This window comes from Mesorhizobium sp. B4-1-1, assembly GCF_006439375.1.
Taxonomy (GTDB): domain Bacteria; phylum Pseudomonadota; class Alphaproteobacteria; order Rhizobiales; family Rhizobiaceae; genus Mesorhizobium.
The window spans coordinates 17,684-34,975 of the sequence record NZ_VFTH01000009.1; the positions used below are offsets into that span (position 1 = coordinate 17,684).

The window sequence follows — 17,292 nt, forward strand, 5'->3', positions numbered from 1 at the left end:
GTGTCTCCTGTCAATGGCCGGTCTGGAGGCCGCGGCTTTGGCCAAGCTGCACCTCCTCGCGCAGATCGTTCCAGATAACCTTGGCGATCTCGATGAATTTCGGATCGTAGCGGATGTCTGCCATGACGCGCGGGCGCGGCAGGTCGATGCGATAGACGCTCTTCACCGTGCCCGGACCGGCGGTGAGCACGTAGACCTTGTCGGCCAGCGCCACCGCTTCCTCGAGGTCATGCGTGACGAAGACGACGGATGATTTCAGCCCCGACCAGAGGCCCAGCAATTCGTCCTGCATGGCCGTGCGGGTCTGCATGTCGAGCGCGCTGAAGGGCTCGTCCATCAGCAGGATCTTGGGCTGGTTGATGAAGGTCTGGGCAAGCGCCACGCGCTTGCGCATGCCACCCGAGAGCTGGTGTGGGTAGTGCTTGTCGAAACGCGAAAGGCCGACCCGGCCGATCCAGTCGCGCGCCTTCTCGTAGGCTTCCTTCTTCGGCGTGCCCCGGAAGAGCGGGCCGGCGGCGACATTGTCGATGACGCTGCGCCACGGAAACAGCGCGTCGGCCTGGAAGACGAAGCCGATGTCGCGGCTGATGTCGGTCACCGGATTGCCCATGACGCGGACATTGCCGGTGGTCGGACGCAACAGCCCGGTGACCAGGTTGAGCGTCGTCGACTTGCCGCAGCCGGTCGGCCCGACGACGCAGGCGAACTCGCCGCGCGCCACCGTCATGGTGAAATCGCGGATCGCCGTCATCATGTGGCCGTCGGGCGTGACGAAGCGCAGCGTCACGTCATCGATGGCGATCGCGGCATCGGCCGGGGGCGCGGCCGGAGACAGTTTCTCCGCCGCCATGGTCTGCAACTGCATGGCACACTCCTGTCGTGGTGGTGCGAGGATGCCTTCGGCTAAAGCCGGAGGGCTTGCCGCAGCTTGGCATCCGGAAGGCGCCGCTGCCGAATTGATTCAGGCAGCCGGCGCAAGTCGTTGTTCCCTAGAGCGGTTCGCCGTTTCACGCCAAACCGCTCCATCTCTTTGCTTGACGCAATTCCGGGTGGAAAACCGTTTCACACTTTTCCTGGAATTGCTCCAAGGGCGGACTGAACAGCCCGCCCTCGCCTGCCAACGCTTACTTCGCGGCGTCGACGAATTCGGTCGTGTAGGTCTTCGACAGATCGATCTGCTTGCCCTGCAGGCTCTTGGAGAAAGTCGACAGAACCTTCAGCACGGTCTCCGGGCCGTCGGCGGGCATGCGGCCATCCGGCGTGAACATCGCCTTGCCGCCGGCCAGGCCCTGCACATAGAGGTCCTTGCTGCCGGCGTAATAGTCCTTCGGCATCTTGTCGGCTATCTCTTCGGCCGAGTGGCCGGCGATGAACTTCATCGTCTTGACGAAGGCATTGGCGAGCTTCTGCGCCTCGTCCTTGTGGCCGTCGAGCCAGCTCGACTGGACGTAGAAAGAGGCCGCCGGATAGTCGCCGCCGAGCGCTGCCTTGGTCTTTTCGGGCGTGCGCATGTCGACCAACACCTTGGCCTCGCCGGTCTGGAGCAGCTTGGCGATGGTAGGCTCGGTGGTCATGCCAGCCTGGATCTGGTCCTGCTTGACGGCGGCTATGAAGGTGTTGCCGGCGCCGACCGGAAGCAGCGTATAGTCGCCGGGCTTCAGGCCGCTGCGAACGGCGAGATACTGCGTCAGGAAATCGGTCGAGGAGCCGAGCCCGGTGACGCCGAGCGTCGCGCCCTTGAAGTCGGCGGGCGACTTGATCTCCGGATGCTTGGCCGAGACCAGCTCGACCTCGCCCGGCGCCTGGCTGAACTGCACGATCGACTGGATGTATTTGCCCTTCGACTGCAGGTCGACGGTATGGTCGTAGAAGCCGACGACACCCTGCACGGCGCCGGCCAGCAACTCGTTCTCGGCTTCGACGCCGGCGCGCGAATTGATCAGCTCGACATCGAGCCCTTCATCCTTGAAATAGCCGAGCTGCTGGGTGAGCACGGCCGGCAGATAGATCTGCTTTTCCATGCCGCCGACGATGATGGTGATCTTGTCGGCAGCCGATGCCGCCGATGCGCCAGCGCCAACCATGGCAAGCGTCAGCGCCACTGAGCGCAGCGCGCGTTTAGAGATGAAACCGGTCACGTAACTTCCTCCGCTGGGCGGCGCGGCGCGCCGCATTTCCTCCTGCCGGCCGCTCCCAGGCCGCTCATGTGGCGAACGCCACAAAACCGTCATGGCATGGCTAAGCTTTCAGCTGGCTTTCAGCCGTTTTGGCGGCCGTGGAATGGAATCCGGCGTGGTTCCCGGTCACGAGGCAGTGAAGCCGAGAACGTCGCGCATATCATATTCGCCCGGCGGCCGCCCGGCGACCCAGAGTGCCGCCGCGATGGCGCCCCGCGCGAACATCGAGCGGTCGCCGGCGGCATGCGAGAGCGTGAGCGTCTCGCCTTCGGTGAGGAAGCTCACGCCATGCTCGCCGACGATGCCGCCGCCGCGCAGCACGGCAAATCCGATCTCGCCGGTTGTGCGGGGACCGACGTGGCCGTCGCGGTTGCGCTTCGCCACATCGTCCAGCTCGACGCCGCGCCCGCGCGCCGCCGCTTCGCCTAGCATCAGCGCCGTGCCCGACGGTACGTCGACCTTCTTGCGGTGATGCGCTTCGAGAATTTCGATGTCGCAGTCTTCCGCGCCAAGTGCCCTCGCCGCCTGTTCGACCAGCCCGGTCAGCATGTTGAGCCCCAGCGAATAGCTTCCGGAGCGCACGACGGCGATCTTCTTCGCCGCCTCGGCGATTGCCGCCAGCTCCGAGGTGTTGAAACCTGTCGAGCCGATCACCAGCGCCGGACCGCCGCCCGCGGCGCAGGCCTTGGCCAACTCGGCGGAAGCCGCGGGCGTGGTGAAATCAACGACCACATCGGCAAGCGCCAGCGCTTCGTCGCGCTCAAGCAGCCCCTCGTCCGTGCTGCCCGGCCGATGGAAGCGCGCGACGAGCTGCAGCCGCGGATCGGCCGCGACGGTCTGCGCCATCTGCCGGCCCATGCGGCCGAGCGCGCCGGCGACGGTTATCCTGAGCGGCTGCGGCATGGCGATCCTTGTCGAAAGCCCGAGTCGGAACAATCCTCTAGCACGCCGCCTTGGCAAATTGATTCAAGCGTTGATTCAGGCGGCGCCGTTGGTCTTCAGCATCATGCCGGCGATTTCCTTGACCAGCTTGGCGGCGACCAGCGCCGTCACGTTGGAGAGGTCCTGGCGCGGATTGTATTCGACCACGTCGGCGGCGACGATCGGTTGGTCTATTGCCTGGATCAGGCCGATGACCTGGCGGGTGGTGAAGCCGCCCGGCTCGCGGTGCGAGATGCCGGGAGCGAAGGCCGGATCGAGAGCGTCGATGTCCATCGAGATATAGACAGGCGTCCGGAGGTCGAGTTGCAGGCCTTCCCTGAAATGCCGCATCTCCACCACCTCGACGCCGAAGCGTTTGAACTGGTCGCGATGGTGATCGTTGACGGTGCGCAGTCCGATCTGGATCAGCCGGTCAGCCAGCTTCTCCTCCATGACGCGGGCAAAGGGCGAGGTGTGCGAGCGCGGATTGTCGTCATAGGAATGATAGATGTCCGGATGAGCATCGATATGGACGATGGTCAGGTTCCGATGGCGGCGGCGAACGCCACGCAGTATGGGCCAAGAGATCGCATGATCGCCGCCGAGCGAGATCAGCGGATGACCGGCGTCGAGCGCGCGGCCGACCTCGGCCTCGATCCGCTGCCACGGGTCGCCGGGCTGGGTGAAATCGATGTCGCCGTGATCGACGAAGCGGTCCGTCAGGTCGAAGCCTGTTTCCGACCACGAAGTGTAGGCGTCGCTTGCGAGTTCGCGCCGAATCAGCGGCGCCGCCTCGGCCGGCCCGCGCAGGTAGGACGAATTCTGGTCGTGCGGAATGCCCAGAAGCGAGACCTTGGCCACGACATCCTCCTTCGTTGCCGAGACAAGGGGCCTCTATAGACGCCGGAGCTGCTGGGTGCGACCGAAGCCGTTTGGGCCAGATCGCAAAGGTGCAGTCTTAGGCAACGCCGTGTGAAGCGTTGCGCGAAGGCATCACCGACCGCATCGCACTTTACAATGACGGCATCGGTAGGATGGGCGCCGGCGTGTTCGGCAACGGCGCGGCAGGCATCGAACTGAGCGGCCTCTTTTCCGGACCTGCCTCCAGCGCCGGAACGGCAGCGATCGCGGCCGCGGTGATGGACGCTTTCGCGAGGCGCCGGCAGGGCTCGATGACGAGAACCTCGTCGGTATCGGCAAGGCGCTGCCCGGCGAGATCCGCGCCGCGATCGAGACGACGCTGAAGAGCGAAGGCTTTTACACCGGCGAGCCGAAGGGCCATTTCGGCCCGGACGCGCGCAAGGCGCTGGCCGCCTGGGTCGACGCCAAAGGCCCGCTCGCCGAAATCCCCGCCCAGACCGCAGCGACGCAGCAGGCCGCGCCGGCTTCGGGCCAGCTTGCGAACGAAATCATCGACCGCGTCGGCAAGAAGGTCTTCGCCCAGGCGCAGGCCGCCAAGACCGACAAGCAGAAGATCGCCGCCATCAAGCAGCTCGATTTGCTCGCCCGTTATGGCGACCTTCCGTCGCGCTGGGCGCTGGTGCGCAACTACCATCAGGCAAAGGTGGTGCGCGCGGTGGTCACGCCCGAGGAAGTCACCCGCTATGCGCTGGACATTCTTGTGTCGAAGCCTGCCGGCGTCGAAAAGGCGGAATTCGAGTTCATCTTCGACCTGACGCAGATCGCGCAGGATCGCAAATCCAAGGTGGTGGGCAGCGCCGCCATCCAGGCGATCCGCGATGATCCGCGCCTGCAGGATCCGCTCACGCTCGGCGCCATCATGGGTCAGATCGCCTTCGCTCCGGACGCCTGCGGCTCCGTGCTCGCCGCCGCCAAGAAAGCCGGCATCGATGGCGTGGGTTCGGACGGATGCGACGAGGACACGCGCACTGCCCTCATTGCCTTCGCCAGGGAGAAAGGCGCGGCCGGTGTCGATGCGGCGGCCCGCAAGGCGGCCGCGGACGGGATCAAGACGCTGGACGCGCAGGCGGCGAAGTAGCAAGGCAACAAGCCGCGACGGGCCTATTCCGCCTTGTCAACACGCTCGAGGATCGCGCGATAGCGGCTGCATACGGCGGCGTCCTGATAAAAATCCACTTCCGTGTCGATGATCTGGTCAAGGCTTAGTCCGCGATAATGTGCCTTGACCTTCGCCAGCACGTCTTGCGCTTGCCTGATTTCGCCGAGTTCGGAATGGCATATGATAAGACGAATGAGCGACCACGGCGTTACAGTCGCCATTTTCGCGTAGCAGGCAGCCGCCTCGCGATATCGCCCGGCCGTCGTCAGCAGGACGCCACGGAAGTCGTCATACCATCCCACGGCGTATGGGTCGCGGCGCTGGGCTTCGGTTATTTCATCAAGCCCTTGCTCCGGCCTGTCAGTGTGATTGAGGAAAATAGCACGGATGCTGAGAATGAACGGATCGTTCGGATTGAGCGCAACGGTCCGGTCAAGGCTGATTTCAGATTGCCTGAATTGGCGGAGGTACAAGTGAGCGAAGCCGGTGGCGAGATGTCCATAGGCTTCGTCGGGATCAAGGCCCAATGCTGTTCTTGCGATCTCCAGTCCGGAATGCAAATGACCGGGATTGTTGTAGTCCCAATAGTACTTGATGGATTCCACAAAGCTTAGCATGGCGTGGGCAGCGGCAAACTGCGGATCGAGCTTTACCGCCTGGTGCAGAAACGGTTCGGCTTCGAGCACCGTGTCATAAACGGCTGCCAGTTGCAGCGCCCGTAGGTAAAACTCGTAGGCCGACATGTTGTTGGTCGGCCGTGCCCTGGCGCGCGACGCAATCGCGGTTCTGGCCTGCCGGGCCAGACGCGCTGCAATCATCCGGGTGATTTCGTCCTGGATGGCGAAAATGTCGTCGAGTTCCCTGTCGTAGTGTTCGCCCCAGATATGAGCCATCGACGACGCATCGGTTAGCTGTACTGCGATCCGCACCCTGTTGCCGATCTTCCGCACGCTGCCTTCGACGACATATTGGACACCAAGCTTGCTCGCTACCTCCGCCGGGTCATGCGCCTTGCCGCGAAACTGGAAGGACGAGTTCCGCGCAATGACCAGAAACTCCCTATATTTGCCGAGCTCGACGATGATGTCTTCGGTAATCCCGTCGCTGAAATAGTCTTGCTCCGCGTCACCGCTCATGTTGTCGAAGGGAAGTATGGCGATGGACGGTCTGGACGGCGGCGCATCATCTGCCGTAACCGGGAAGGGCCTGGGGCCTGCATATTTGTAACCGCGACCATGCACGGTTGTGATCAGCTCGGCAGACAGCAGTTTTCGCAGCGCCGAAATGTGGACCTGCAGCGTATTCTCCTCCACCGCCACGCCGGGCCAGACCGCATCGAAAAGTTCGGTCTTGCCGATCACCTCATCGGGCCTGTCGAGCAACATGGCGAGGATGTCGAAGGAACGTGCCGAAAGTTCCACCGGCCCTTTCGGGCCCAGCAACTGCCGTTCGGCTCGTCTCAAACGATAGTTCCCAAACTCCAAGTCCATCGGCCAAGAACCCACCCTCGCGGGCAGGATAATCCAAGATGATCCTGAAGGCGAACTTCGGGGCCGTTTGGGATTCTTCGTTTCAAGCAATTTCAGAGCCGTTCAGGACTCTTCAGGTTTAAGCCAAGGACCTGGGTGGGAAGCGCTGCCATTGTCGCCGTCACAGGAAGACATCATGACCGACATCCTCACCACCGGTTCAACTGCAGTCCGGCGCCTCAAACTGCCGCGGCCAAGCGTCCCGAGGCTGGCAGTCCTCGCGACGTTCAACACCATGTTCAGTTTGATGGTCAATGCAGGCAAGGCAGCGTATCTGGACCCTTTCACCAGTCTTGACCGCCGACCGCCGATCATCCCGGAAGACGATCTCGAAGGCCGGAATCCCAACTGGTGATCCGCAACGCCTTGCGGATTGGCGCCTGGCGGTGCGGCCTGCAGATCGGCGTTCTGGGCGCTTGCGCTTCTAATCCGAAGCGATCAAAGCGCCCTGAGCCAGACCTTATTGTCATGGACGGCGGCGCCGCCGTAGGGAGCCGGAGCATCGGCGCCGGTCAGCACATTGATGCCCTCGCCGCGCTCATGTGCGCTGTTCGGCCAGATGCCTTCGGCGATCACCACGCCGCGCTTCACGCCGTCGAAGAACCTGGCATGCAGCACCAGGTCGCCGCGCCGGTTGCCGACCTCGACGCGGCCGCCATCCTCGATGCCGAGCACTGCTGCATCTTCGCGGTGGATGAGAAGCTCGGGCCTGCCTTCCTTGGCCTTCGAGACCGGCGTCTCGGCAAAGCTGGAATTGAGGAAGTTGCGCGCCGGCGAGGTCGCCAGCCGGAACGGATGCTCCTCGTCCGCCACCTCGATCAGTTCGACATGGTCGGGGAATTCCGGCAGCCGCCCGACCGGGCCGAATAGGCCCATGCTTTTCGGCGGCCGGTTGGGCGCCGACTGCCCGGTCCAATTCGGCCGGAAGTGGAACTTCCTGTCGGCATGACCGAAGCCGTTGATGAAATGCGCGTCGTCGAAGCCGGGCTGCAGGTCGACCCACTTTTGTTCCTTCAGGCTGTCGAAGCTGCCCAGCCCGCGCTTGCCGAGGATGATGTCGATATGCTCGCGCTCCGTCAGTCCGAAGCCCGGACGGTCGGCGACGCCGAGGCGCTTGCCGAGTTCCTCATTGACGTAGTGGTTGGTGCGCGGCCCCGCCGGCGGCTCGATCAGCTTGGGGCCGAGCGTGATGTGCTGGTTGCCGCCGCCCTTGTAGATGTCGTCATGCTCCAGAAACATCGTCGCCGGCAGCACGACGTCGGCGAGCTTGGCGGTATCGGTCATGAACTGCTCGTGTACGCAAGTGAACAGGTCCTCACGCATAAAACCCTGTTTCACCAGCCGCTGCTCCGGCGCGACGTTAGCCGGATTGGTGTTCTGGATCAGCATCGCCGTCACCGGGGGACCGCCATAGAGCGCATCCGCCGCACCGGTCAGCACCGGGCCGATGCGCGAATGGTCGAGATAGCGCACCTTCGGGTCGCGCATCGCTGTGCCTTCCAGCACGTCCTGGTTCAGCTTGAAGATGCCGGAGTTGGAGTGGAAAGCGCCGCCGCCCTCATACTGCCACGCGCCGGTGACGGCGGCGATACAGGAGGCGGCGTGCATGTTGACCGAGCCGTTGCGCTGGCGCGCAAAACCGTAGCCGAGGCGGAAGTAGGTTTTCTTCGTCGTGCCGACCAAATGCGCGAAAGCTTGTATCTCATCGACGCTGAGCCCGGTGATGGCGGCCGCCCATTCGGGCGTGCGCGCCTTCAAATGCTCTTCCAGCCCGCGCGGATCGTCGGTGTATTTTTCGAGATAGGCACGGTCGGCCAGCCCATCGCGGAACAGCACGTGCATGACCGCGCAGGCGAGCGCGCCATCGGTGCCGGGCTTCAGGACAAGGCCGAGATCGGCCTGCTTCATCGTGGCATTGTCATAGATGTCGACGACGACGATCTTCGCGCCGCGTTCCTTGCGCGCCCTCATCGCATGGGTCATGACGTTGACCTGCGTGACCACGGCATTGGTGCCCCAGATCACGACGCAATCCGACTTGGCCATCTCGCGCGGGTCGGGCCCGCGCAAGGCGCCCGCCCCCATCATCCAGCCGGTCCAGGCCAGATTGGTGCAGATCGAGCCGAAGAAGCCTGAATATTTTTTCGCGTGGCGCAGACGTTCGATGCCGTCGCGCTGCACCAGCCCCATCGTGCCGGCGTAGAAATAGGGCCAGACCGTTTCCGAGCCGTATCTCTCTTCCGCCGCGATGAATTTTTCCGCCACGAGGTCCAACGCGGCTTCCCAGCTGGATTCCTTCCAGGCGCCCTCGCCCTTGGCGCCGGCGCGCACCAGCGGCTTCAGCAGCCGGTCGGGATGATGTACGCGGTCGGCATAGCGCGCAACCTTGGCGCAGACGACGCCCGCCGTATAGCTATTCGCCTTGGCGCCATGGACGCGGCCGATGCGGTTGTCGTCGAGCAGCTCGACCTCGAGCGCGCAGGTGGAAGGGCAGTCATGCGGACAGGCCGAATGGCCGATCCGGAGCTTGGCGTGCTGGTTCATGCGGGGTGTTTAGCGGGTTTTGCGGGAGAGGTGTAGGGCCAGATACCTGCCGATCCCCACACTGCGAACGTCACAATGCGCTCGGCAGTTCTACCTCGTCTGCCGGCGAAGCACGGTTTCGAGCGACAGCCGGCACGGGCCGCCGATGGCGAGCATGGCGAGGCCGCCAAGATACAGCAGGACGATCTCATAGCCGACCGGCCGAACTTGACGCCGGAGGCTCGTCACGGCTGAGATTCCGAGCGTCCTGCCCAACTATCTGGCATCGACCGTGCCGCAGACGGGAGCCCAGGCGTGCCAGTATTCCTCTAGGGAGGGAGGTGGATATCCCGATTCCATGGCCTAATCCTTAACATGTGGTCCGCCGTTACCCGGCACAGCAGGACAGCTTCTTCACGTCCCTGTCGAATACCAGGGCCGCGAGCCTCAGGCCCTCGACGGTGGTCAGGTAAGGGAAGATCGTCTCCGACAGGTCATCGATCGTCAGCCCGCAGCGAATGGCCAGTACCGCCGTCTGGATGCTGTCGGCGCCCTCCGGCGCCAGGATGTGCGCACCGAGCAGCTTGCGGCTTGCCGCATCCGCTACGAGCTTGATCAGCCCCCTGGTGTCGCGGGCTGCGAGTGCTCGCGGCAAATCGTCGAGCGACAGCACCGAGGTCCGCACGACGCGCCCGGCGGCACGGGCTTGTGCTTCGGTCAACCCGACACTGGCCACCTGAGGGTCGGTGAAGACAACGGCAGGCATGGTGGCGTTGTCGTAGCGCAGGCGGTCGCCGTTCAGCGCGTTGCTGGCGGCCAGCCTGGCACCGTAGGCTGCCATGTAGACGAACTGGTCCGCGCCGGTGACGTCGCCGGCGGCATAGATGCCCGACTTCGATGTGCGCATGCGGTCGTCGACGACGATCGCACCGGAAGATGTCTGCGCGACCTCAGCTTGGGAAAGGCCGAGGCCTTCGGTGTTCGGGATGCGCCCCGTGGCAACCAGAATCCGCTCGGCGGTCAATATATCCGGAATATCCGCACGACCGTCCCGGATTACCGCAAGCGCCACGCCGCCGGCGTCGGTTTTGCGGGCGGATCCATAGGTCAGGCCACCGACGATCGCGATCCCTTCATCGGCCAGATAGCCCGCCAGCGCCCGCCCGATTTCCGGCTCGGCTTCTGGCAAAAGGCTGCTGCGGAAGACGAGCGTCACGGCGACGCCGGCACGCGCGAAAGTCTGCGCAAGCTCAGCCCCGGTATAGCCGCCGCCAAGCACGATCATGGAACGCGGCAGCTCCTTCAGCGACATGGCCGTCGTGCTGTCGAGCGGCACAACGTCCGCTATGCCCGGAATGGCCGGCAATGCCGGGCGCGCGCCGGTTGCGACAATGATACGCTCTGCGGCGAGGCGCCGCCCGTCCATATCGATGCCGCCATCGACGAGCCGCGCCCGGCCCTGCCGGTAGGCTATGTTGTTGTATTCCGGCAGCAGATCGGCGTATTTCGCCTGGCGCAGGTCCGCAACCAGGACGTCCTTCTGGGCGATCTGCGCGGACCAATCGACCACGCGCGCGCTGCTCTCGATGCCATTGAACCGAGCAGCGGCACCGTTGGCATGGTGCACCGCCTCGGCGGCACGGATCAGCGCTTTCGACGGCACGCAACCAATGTTGACGCAGGTGCCACCGACCGTGCCGCGTCCGACGAGAGCCACTTGCGCGCCTTCCTCGGCAGCTGTGATCGCGGCCGAGAAGCCGGCGGAACCGGCGCCGACGACGACGAGGTCATACCGGTCGTCGCTCTTGTTCGAAGCTGGAGCGCAACTAACTTCATCCATCCGGCTCAATCTTTCTTTCTCTTGTCATCGCCTCCGCGCGCTGGGGTGCTTCGAACCCTCGGCCAATGCTCCCAAGACACCGAAGCTAAGCGGCGACCGGCCGGCTCAGCCGCTGGTCTTTTTTGAAATGTCGGCCGGATAGCCCCGACCGGTGGTGGCCTGGATCAGCGCCTCGGGCGAAGTTTGCCCGTCGTCATACGTCACCACGGCGGTGACATCGGCCATTCCATCCGGCTGGCTGACCGTAACCGAAGACACCCCATTTACGTGCTCCAGCGTGCTTTTGACGATCGGACCGCACAAAACGCAACCAGCGTGATGAACGTCGAGCACGACCTTGGTTTCGGTGGCTTGTGCGGCGGCAGGCGCGAACGACAGGCCAAGACCGAGAATGGCGCCGAGAAAAGTTTGCATCGCAGATATCCTTTCAGCGAAGTAATGCGAGGGAGGTCATATCAGGCCCGCTCAGGAGACAAGGACATACCGAATGGCGTAGGGAAATCCGACAGCCAGGATGACCAGCAAGGCCGCGGCCCAGAGGCCGATTTTGGCGATACGATGCGAGCCCGGCGTGGCACAGTAACCATCGGCGCAGGCGACCTTGGGCTTGCGATAGACACGCCAAGCGCCGCAACCGATGAAGCCGACCGAGACCGCCGCGAAGACCGGCTGATAAGGCTCGAGCGCCGTCAGGTTGCCGATCCAGACGCCGCTGATGCCGGCAAGAAACAGGGTGAACGGCACCACGCAACAGCTTGCCGCCCCGAGCGCCGCCAGGATGCCGCCGGCCGACAGCAGCGCCGCTCGGTCGAAACGTCTTGGCGCCGGTGTCCCGACCGCTCTTGGCGGCACGGTTTGCTCGTCTCGAACCGTCATTGAAAAAGCTCCCGAAATTGATCTATGGTGAGCCTGCGGCCTGTAGCGACTACAGGGTCAAGCGCGAATTCATCACGTGTGTGTGAGGCCTATGATGAAGACGGCACGCGGACTTTCCATAGGCGTTCTGTCGGAGCGCAGCGGCGTCAACATCGAGACGATCCGCTACTATGAAAAGATCGGCGTCATGCCATCGCCGGCGCGCCGCGCGAGCGGTTACCGGGTCTACGAGGCTGAACATGTAAGGCGCCTGCACTTCATTCGCCGAGGTCGCGAACTGGGCTTCAGCCTGGATGAGTTGCGTGGCCTGCTTCATCTGGTCGACGGGCACAGCTACACATGCGCCGAAGTTCACGCTCTCGCCGTCGGCCATCTCAGGGACATCCGTCGGAAGATCGCCGACCTGCGACGCCTGGAACGGGTGATGTCGGAAATGGCCGCGCGATGCACAACCGAACAGATTCCGGAATGCCCGATCATCGACGCGCTGTTCGAGATGCGCCCGATAGGCGGCCGAACCGCATCACTTGCCGCTGATCGTTCATGACGATGGTGCAGGGCGTAATCTCCCCCTGGGGAGATTACGCTACTCCGCGATCTCTTCTTCATACTCCGCCGACATCGTGAGCCACTTGTCCTCGTTCTGCGCCAGCGTCTGCGCCAGTTGCGAGCGTTCCTTGGCGAGACGCGTCGCGGTCGAGGGATCCTTCTCGTAGACGGCCGGATTGGCGAGCTCGTCCTCGATCAGGTCGATGCGCTTGCGCATGCGGTCCATCAGCGCCTCGGTAGCGCGGATTTCCTTCGCCAGCGGTTCCAATGCAGCGCGGCGCTGGGCGGCTTCGCGGCGGCGATCGGCCTTGGACGCCTTGTCCGCTTCCTTCTGCTCGCGGCGGTTGGACGACACGCCGGTGACCAGGGTTTTGTAATCCTCGAGATCGCCGTCATAGGGGTTGACCGCGCCGTCCTTGACCAGCCAGAGCCGGTCGGCGGTGGCTTCGAGCAGGTGCCGGTCGTGCGAGATCAGGATCACCGCGCCCGGAAAATCGTTCAGCGCATGGATCAGCGATTCACGGCTGTCGATGTCGAGATGGTTGGTCGGCTCGTCGAGGATGAAGAGGTTCGGGCCCTCGAAAGCCGACAGACCCATCAGCAGCCGCGCCTTCTCGCCGCCGGAAAGGTCTTTCGCCGCGGTGTTCATCTTCTCGGTCGCAAGGCCGAATTGCGCCACGCGGGCGCGCACCTTGGCTTCCGGCGCGTCCGGCATCAGCCGGCGTACATGCTCGTAGGCGTTTTCCTCGGGACGCAAATCATCGAGCTGGTGCTGGGCGAAGATCGCCACTTTCAGCCCGGGCGCAACCGTCACCGTGCCGGCCTCGGCCTTCAGCCGGCCGGCGAGCAATTTGGCGAAGGTCGACTTGCCGTTGCCGTTGGCGCCGAGCAGCGCGATGCGATCGTCGGCATCGATGCGCAGCGTCATCTTCTTCAGGATCGGGCTGCCCTCGGTGTAGCCGACATTGACGCCGTTGAGCGCGACGATCGGCGAAGCCACCGTCTTCACCGGCTCCGGGAAGGAGAACGGCCGCACCGTGTCGTTCACGACAGCGGCGATCGGCTTCAGCTTCTCCAGCGCCTTCAGGCGCGACTGCGCCTGCCGGGCCTTGGAAGCCTTGGCGCGAAAACGCTCGACGAAGGATTCCATATGCTTGCGCTGGGTTTCCTGCTTGACGCGGCTCTTCTCCTGCAGCTCGCGCTGCTCGGTGAGCTGGCGTTCGAACTGGTCGTAGCCACCGCGCCAGAAGGTCAGCTTCTTCTGATCAAGATGGACAATCGAGTTGACGGCGCGGTTGAGCAGATCGCGGTCGTGCGAGATCAGCAACACCGTGTGCGGATATTTCGCGACGTAGTTCTCCAGCCACAGCGTACCTTCAAGGTCGAGATAGTTGGTCGGCTCGTCGAGCAGCAGCAGGTCGGGCTCGGAGAAGAGCACGGCGGCCAAAGCCACGCGCATGCGCCAGCCGCCGGAGAAGGACGAGGCGGGGCGTTTCTGCGCGGCATCGTCGAAGCCGAGGCCGGCAAGGATGGTGGCGGCGCGGGATTCGGCCGAATGCGCGTCGATGTCGGCCAGCCGCGTGTGGATCTCGGCGATGCGGTGCGGATCGGTCGCGGTCTTTTCCTCATCGAGCAAGGCCTGGCGCTCGACATCGGCTTTCAGGACGATGTCGATCAGCGGCTCCTCGGTGCCGGGCGCTTCCTGCGCCACCTGGCCGATGCGGGTGTTCTTCGGCAGGCTGATCGAGCCGGTCTCCGAAGGGAAATCGCCGGTGATCGCCTTGAACAGCGTGGTCTTGCCGGTGCCGTTGCGGCCGACGAGACCGGCCTTGGTGCCGGCCGGCAGGGTCAATGAGGCATGATCGAGAAGCAGTCGCCCCGCCATGCGCAGCGTAAGGTCGTTGATGATAAGCATGGCCGGCTTTTGCACGGGAGATCGGCGCTTCGCAAGAGCCAGGAGCCGGGATGAGGCCCGCCGCAGCCTGTTAAAGCGCGTAGCGTTGCACCGGACTCAAGCGATGCGCTTTAAGTCTTTGTTTTGCCGCATGTCGTTGTCCCGGAACCGCTGCACACTTCTGGGCGACATGTATTGGCCGCTCAGCAAAAAACACGACGGACTGGAACCAGTTGCCGGGCGAAGCGTTTGGAGGCCCGTGATCCGCCATCTCGCCCTAGCCTTCATCTTCTTCCAGGTCGCCACGACAACCGCGCTGGCGACGCAAGTGGTTCTGTTCGAGGACCAGACCGCTCAAATTGCTGTTCCGACCGAGCGCGCGAGTGGGCCGCAGGCCCAACCAACCTCTCCGCAGGCGGGAAAGATTGCGAACAGACCAGAGACGCGGGCGCCGGAACACCTGTTGATCCAGATCGATTCCGGGAAGGCGTTTTAGGGCGGCCATCGTCCCGAGACTGCGCGCTCCTGCGCTTTCGCCAATCTCGCCCGGTCACACTTTGCTTGCCACGTCACAGGTTTGGCGTTGATTGCGGCTGTTGTCTCAACCTATGCTGGCGCGAGCGACGGGGTTCGATTCAAACAGAGGGCAGATCAGATGTCGGGCAAGACCTCGCTCCTTTCGGCCTCGCTGGCGGTCGCAATTTTCGCAGTCGCCGCCGGGCTGGCTATGCTTCTCACCACCCCCGCAGCCCGTGCGGCCACCGACTGCGCGGCAGCGAAGACGCAGGCCGACCTTGCTACCTGCACGACCGCGAATGCCGCTTCGGCCGACGCTGGCCTCAACGCGGTCTACAAGGCGCTGGCGGGACGTCTCGCTCCCGCCAACCTGAAGCGCTTGCGCGACGCGCAGCGCGCCTGGATCCCATTCCGCGACAAGGAGTGCGCCTTCCGCACCCAGCCTTATGCCGATGGCTCAGTGTACTCGACCCTCATCGAGACCTGCAGGGCGGAGTTGACCAAGGCGCGGCTGGCGCAGTTGCAGCACCAATTGCAATGCCCCGAAGGCGATCTCTCCTGCGTGCCGCAAAGCGGCGGCAGTGCCGCGCCTGCGAAGGCCGCGCCCGCGACGACCAAGGCTGCGCCCGCGACGGCTGGCGCCGCGCCCGCGAAACCCGCGCCCGCCAAGGCTAGCCAGAACGACACGCGGCCATGCGTGCAATCCGCCGGCAAGGCGAAGTCGGACCAGTATGTCTCGCAGTGCATCCAGGTGTCGCCGGCGACCAATCCGCCTTGCAACGGGCAGAATGCATGCAGCATGATGGTCGACGAGATCAAGCGCGGCTGCACCATGATCGGCAACGACAACCCGCCAAGCTTCTGCTCCGCCTATAAGGACTGAGCGGCGTGACCGCCATAGCCGGCCTGTTACGATCAACATTCCCTGGCGGAAAATCAGCCATGCGCGGCAAGACAACCGCAAGTTCGGCTTTGGTTCAATATTAGCGCCACAAGTGGCGATACCACCAAAAAAAGATGGCAAAATCTTCCGGGCCAAGCATGATGCTTATCAAAAATGATTTCAGTTTTGCCGCAAACCTGCAAACCTGTAGTCGCGCCGTGAGTCGTGAGTGGGCGCCAACGATAACTTGGTTCACGTAACTTGGCCCAAACAACTTGGCCATATCAGGAGCTCACGATGGATGGAGCGCCCAGCGATTTACGAACGTTGCGATATGTCGCGGAGATCACGCGCAAGCTGGCCAAAATGCTCTCGCACACGCGCTACCAGATGCTTGTCTATCTCCTTGAAATGACAGCGGTCGAGGCGGAGAGCCTTGCCGGCGAGCAGGATTCCGAGCGCACCCGGCCGGTCAAGCCGCCCCAGGCCCGCCGCTAGCGCGTTCCACTGTTTCACGGAAACTTTAGGCCTTTGTTTCATGCATATCGTTATCGCAAACCGCTGCGCACTTTTGCACGACATGCATTAGGCGCGCGGCGAACCGTTTGCCGCAAGGCGGTCCAGGATGACCAAGCAGCTCAGTCTGCGCGCTTCGATGGCCGACGGGTCGTCGCATTCGACGATGGCGCGCTCGAATCGGTCAAGCGCGTCGAGCGCGGCAAGCAAGTCGCCGGAGGGATCGCCTAGCGAAAACAGGATGCGCCGCGCCCTGACGCCGTCGGCCGCGTCCACCGAGGACTGGACGGCTACGCCACGGCGCAACGCGCCGAGGGCAGCCAGATGGTCGCGCCACGGCCATGGCGCGCCATCATCCGTTGCGGGCAACATGCCTCAGGCCTTGGCCTTGCGCTTGCCCTTGCCCGCGTCGCCGCCCGCTGGCTTGCGGCCGAGGCCGGAGGATTTGGCCAGTGCGGAACGGGTCGCCGAATAGCTGGGTGCCACCATCGGATAGTCAGCGGGCAGGCCCCATTTCGCGCGGTATTCGTCCGGCGTCAGACCATGGTCGGTCGCGAGGTGGCGCTTCAACGACTTGAACTTCTTTCCATCCTCCAGGCACACGATGTGGTCGGGGAAAACCGAGCGCTTCGGGTTGACGGCGGGCGTCAGAGCCACCGCCTCCTTGACAACGCTGCCGCCGGCGAGCTTGCGAACCGAGGCGCTGACGCTGGCGATCAGATCAGGCAGGCCAGAGGCGGGGAGCGGATTGTTGCCGACATAGGCCGAAACAATGTCGGCGGTCAGCTCGATTGCAGTCTTGTCGTCGATGTTGGACAATTTTTTCACCTTCTGCTGGTCCTCAAATCGCCAGCTCTTTTTTAAGACTTTCGTCGGTGTATCGAATTGGACCTGTCCCCCAACGGACCGTCCAGAGTCAGTAAAGCTACGACACTCAATACCGGGTGATGTTTCTACGCGGACTGGAAACGCGCAAGTTAGGAATTCTAATAGCTATAGCCAGCGCTTTATAGCACCGGCGGCCCGCCTGGATGCGCAAAAGGCGCTA

20 protein-coding genes are annotated in these 17,292 nt (G+C 63.6%); 7 read left to right on the top strand and 13 right to left on the bottom strand.

Annotated features, from left to right (window positions below; translation table 11 throughout):
- Window positions 1-10: 10 nt before the first annotated feature.
- From FJW10_RS14450 to FJW10_RS14465, 4 genes are all read right to left on the bottom strand, one after another.
- Complete coding sequence (locus FJW10_RS14450; protein WP_140831423.1) at window positions 11-865, bottom strand: ABC transporter ATP-binding protein; 855 nt, start codon at window positions 863-865, stop codon at window positions 11-13.
- A gap of 259 nt (window positions 866-1,124) precedes the next feature.
- Window positions 1,125-2,084 carry an ABC transporter substrate-binding protein gene (locus FJW10_RS14455; RefSeq protein WP_246674276.1) on the bottom strand — a complete coding sequence of 320 codons (960 nt, stop codon included), beginning with the start codon at window positions 2,082-2,084 and terminating at the stop codon, window positions 1,125-1,127.
- Between the two features lie 219 nt (window positions 2,085-2,303).
- Window positions 2,304-3,080: a 4-hydroxy-tetrahydrodipicolinate reductase gene (dapB, locus tag FJW10_RS14460; RefSeq protein WP_140900609.1), complete on the bottom strand. Its 777-nt coding sequence runs from the start codon at window positions 3,078-3,080 to the stop codon at window positions 2,304-2,306.
- Between the two features lie 75 nt (window positions 3,081-3,155).
- Window positions 3,156-3,959, bottom strand: a complete 804-nt coding sequence (locus FJW10_RS14465) for an agmatinase family protein (RefSeq protein WP_140900610.1) — start codon at window positions 3,957-3,959, stop codon at window positions 3,156-3,158.
- A gap of 119 nt (window positions 3,960-4,078) precedes the next feature.
- Between FJW10_RS14465 and FJW10_RS14470 the strand changes: the two genes are divergently transcribed.
- Both FJW10_RS14470 and FJW10_RS14475 read left to right on the top strand, forming a co-directional pair.
- A complete protein-coding gene (locus FJW10_RS14470) occupies window positions 4,079-4,342 on the top strand; it encodes a hypothetical protein (protein WP_140900611.1) in 264 nt (87 codons plus the stop codon).
- A gap of 254 nt (window positions 4,343-4,596) precedes the next feature.
- Window positions 4,597-5,097: a hypothetical protein gene (locus tag FJW10_RS14475; protein WP_140900612.1), complete on the top strand. Its 501-nt coding sequence runs from the start codon at window positions 4,597-4,599 to the stop codon at window positions 5,095-5,097.
- A gap of 23 nt (window positions 5,098-5,120) precedes the next feature.
- Here FJW10_RS14475 and FJW10_RS14480 read toward each other — a convergent pair whose 3' ends face one another.
- Complete coding sequence (locus FJW10_RS14480) at window positions 5,121-6,581, bottom strand: winged helix-turn-helix domain-containing protein (RefSeq protein ID WP_246674266.1); 1,461 nt, start codon at window positions 6,579-6,581, stop codon at window positions 5,121-5,123.
- Between the two features lie 202 nt (window positions 6,582-6,783).
- Between FJW10_RS14480 and FJW10_RS14485 the strand changes: the two genes are divergently transcribed.
- Window positions 6,784-7,002, top strand: a complete 219-nt coding sequence (locus tag FJW10_RS14485) for a hypothetical protein (protein ID WP_140900614.1) — start codon at window positions 6,784-6,786, stop codon at window positions 7,000-7,002.
- Between the two features lie 83 nt (window positions 7,003-7,085).
- On the opposite strand, the gene FJW10_RS14490 is transcribed toward FJW10_RS14485, so the two are convergent.
- The 5 genes from FJW10_RS14490 to FJW10_RS14505 all read right to left on the bottom strand — a co-directional run bounded on the left by FJW10_RS14490 (window position 7,086) and on the right by FJW10_RS14505 (window position 11,886).
- Window positions 7,086-9,191, bottom strand: coding sequence for a molybdopterin oxidoreductase family protein (locus FJW10_RS14490; protein ID WP_140900615.1), 2,106 nt, complete (start codon window positions 9,189-9,191; stop codon window positions 7,086-7,088).
- A 90-nt stretch (window positions 9,192-9,281) separates the two neighbouring features.
- On the bottom strand, window positions 9,282-9,419 hold the full coding sequence (locus FJW10_RS30435) for a hypothetical protein (protein WP_181177537.1): 138 nt from the start codon (window positions 9,417-9,419) through the stop codon (window positions 9,282-9,284).
- A gap of 139 nt (window positions 9,420-9,558) precedes the next feature.
- Window positions 9,559-11,010, bottom strand: a complete 1,452-nt coding sequence (gene merA, locus FJW10_RS14495; protein ID WP_140900770.1) for a mercury(II) reductase — start codon at window positions 11,008-11,010, stop codon at window positions 9,559-9,561.
- A gap of 105 nt (window positions 11,011-11,115) precedes the next feature.
- The gene (locus FJW10_RS14500; protein ID WP_140900616.1) at window positions 11,116-11,424 is read right to left on the bottom strand and encodes a mercury transporter; all 309 of its coding nucleotides are present in this window, start codon (window positions 11,422-11,424) and stop codon (window positions 11,116-11,118) included.
- Between the two features lie 51 nt (window positions 11,425-11,475).
- The gene (locus tag FJW10_RS14505; protein ID WP_140900617.1) at window positions 11,476-11,886 is read right to left on the bottom strand and encodes a mercuric transporter MerT family protein; all 411 of its coding nucleotides are present in this window, start codon (window positions 11,884-11,886) and stop codon (window positions 11,476-11,478) included.
- Between the two features lie 94 nt (window positions 11,887-11,980).
- On the opposite strand from FJW10_RS14505, the gene FJW10_RS14510 reads away from it, so the two are divergent.
- Window positions 11,981-12,433, top strand: coding sequence for a helix-turn-helix domain-containing protein (locus FJW10_RS14510; protein WP_140900618.1), 453 nt, complete (start codon window positions 11,981-11,983; stop codon window positions 12,431-12,433).
- A gap of 39 nt (window positions 12,434-12,472) precedes the next feature.
- Here the strand turns inward: FJW10_RS14510 and FJW10_RS14515 are convergent, their stop codons facing one another.
- A complete protein-coding gene (locus FJW10_RS14515; protein WP_140900619.1) occupies window positions 12,473-14,350 on the bottom strand; it encodes an ABC-F family ATP-binding cassette domain-containing protein in 1,878 nt (625 codons plus the stop codon).
- A gap of 238 nt (window positions 14,351-14,588) precedes the next feature.
- On the opposite strand from FJW10_RS14515, the gene FJW10_RS14520 reads away from it, so the two are divergent.
- The 3 genes from FJW10_RS14520 (at window position 14,589) to FJW10_RS14530 (ending at window position 16,226) form a co-directional block, all read left to right on the top strand.
- Window positions 14,589-14,825, top strand: a complete 237-nt coding sequence (locus FJW10_RS14520) for a hypothetical protein (RefSeq protein WP_140900620.1) — start codon at window positions 14,589-14,591, stop codon at window positions 14,823-14,825.
- A 159-nt stretch (window positions 14,826-14,984) separates the two neighbouring features.
- Window positions 14,985-15,728 carry a lysozyme inhibitor LprI family protein gene (locus FJW10_RS14525; protein ID WP_140900621.1) on the top strand — a complete coding sequence of 248 codons (744 nt, stop codon included), beginning with the start codon at window positions 14,985-14,987 and terminating at the stop codon, window positions 15,726-15,728.
- Window positions 15,729-16,025: 297 nt separating this feature from the next.
- Complete coding sequence (locus tag FJW10_RS14530; protein WP_140831403.1) at window positions 16,026-16,226, top strand: hypothetical protein; 201 nt, start codon at window positions 16,026-16,028, stop codon at window positions 16,224-16,226.
- 87 nt (window positions 16,227-16,313) lie between these two features.
- Here FJW10_RS14530 and FJW10_RS14535 read toward each other — a convergent pair whose 3' ends face one another.
- Together FJW10_RS14535 and FJW10_RS14540 are read right to left on the bottom strand one after the other, a co-directional pair.
- Window positions 16,314-16,616: a hypothetical protein gene (locus tag FJW10_RS14535; RefSeq protein ID WP_140900622.1), complete on the bottom strand. Its 303-nt coding sequence runs from the start codon at window positions 16,614-16,616 to the stop codon at window positions 16,314-16,316.
- A gap of 3 nt (window positions 16,617-16,619) precedes the next feature.
- Window positions 16,620-17,063, bottom strand: coding sequence for a MucR family transcriptional regulator (locus FJW10_RS14540; protein ID WP_140900771.1), 444 nt, complete (start codon window positions 17,061-17,063; stop codon window positions 16,620-16,622).
- Window positions 17,064-17,292: the final 229 nt, after the last annotated feature.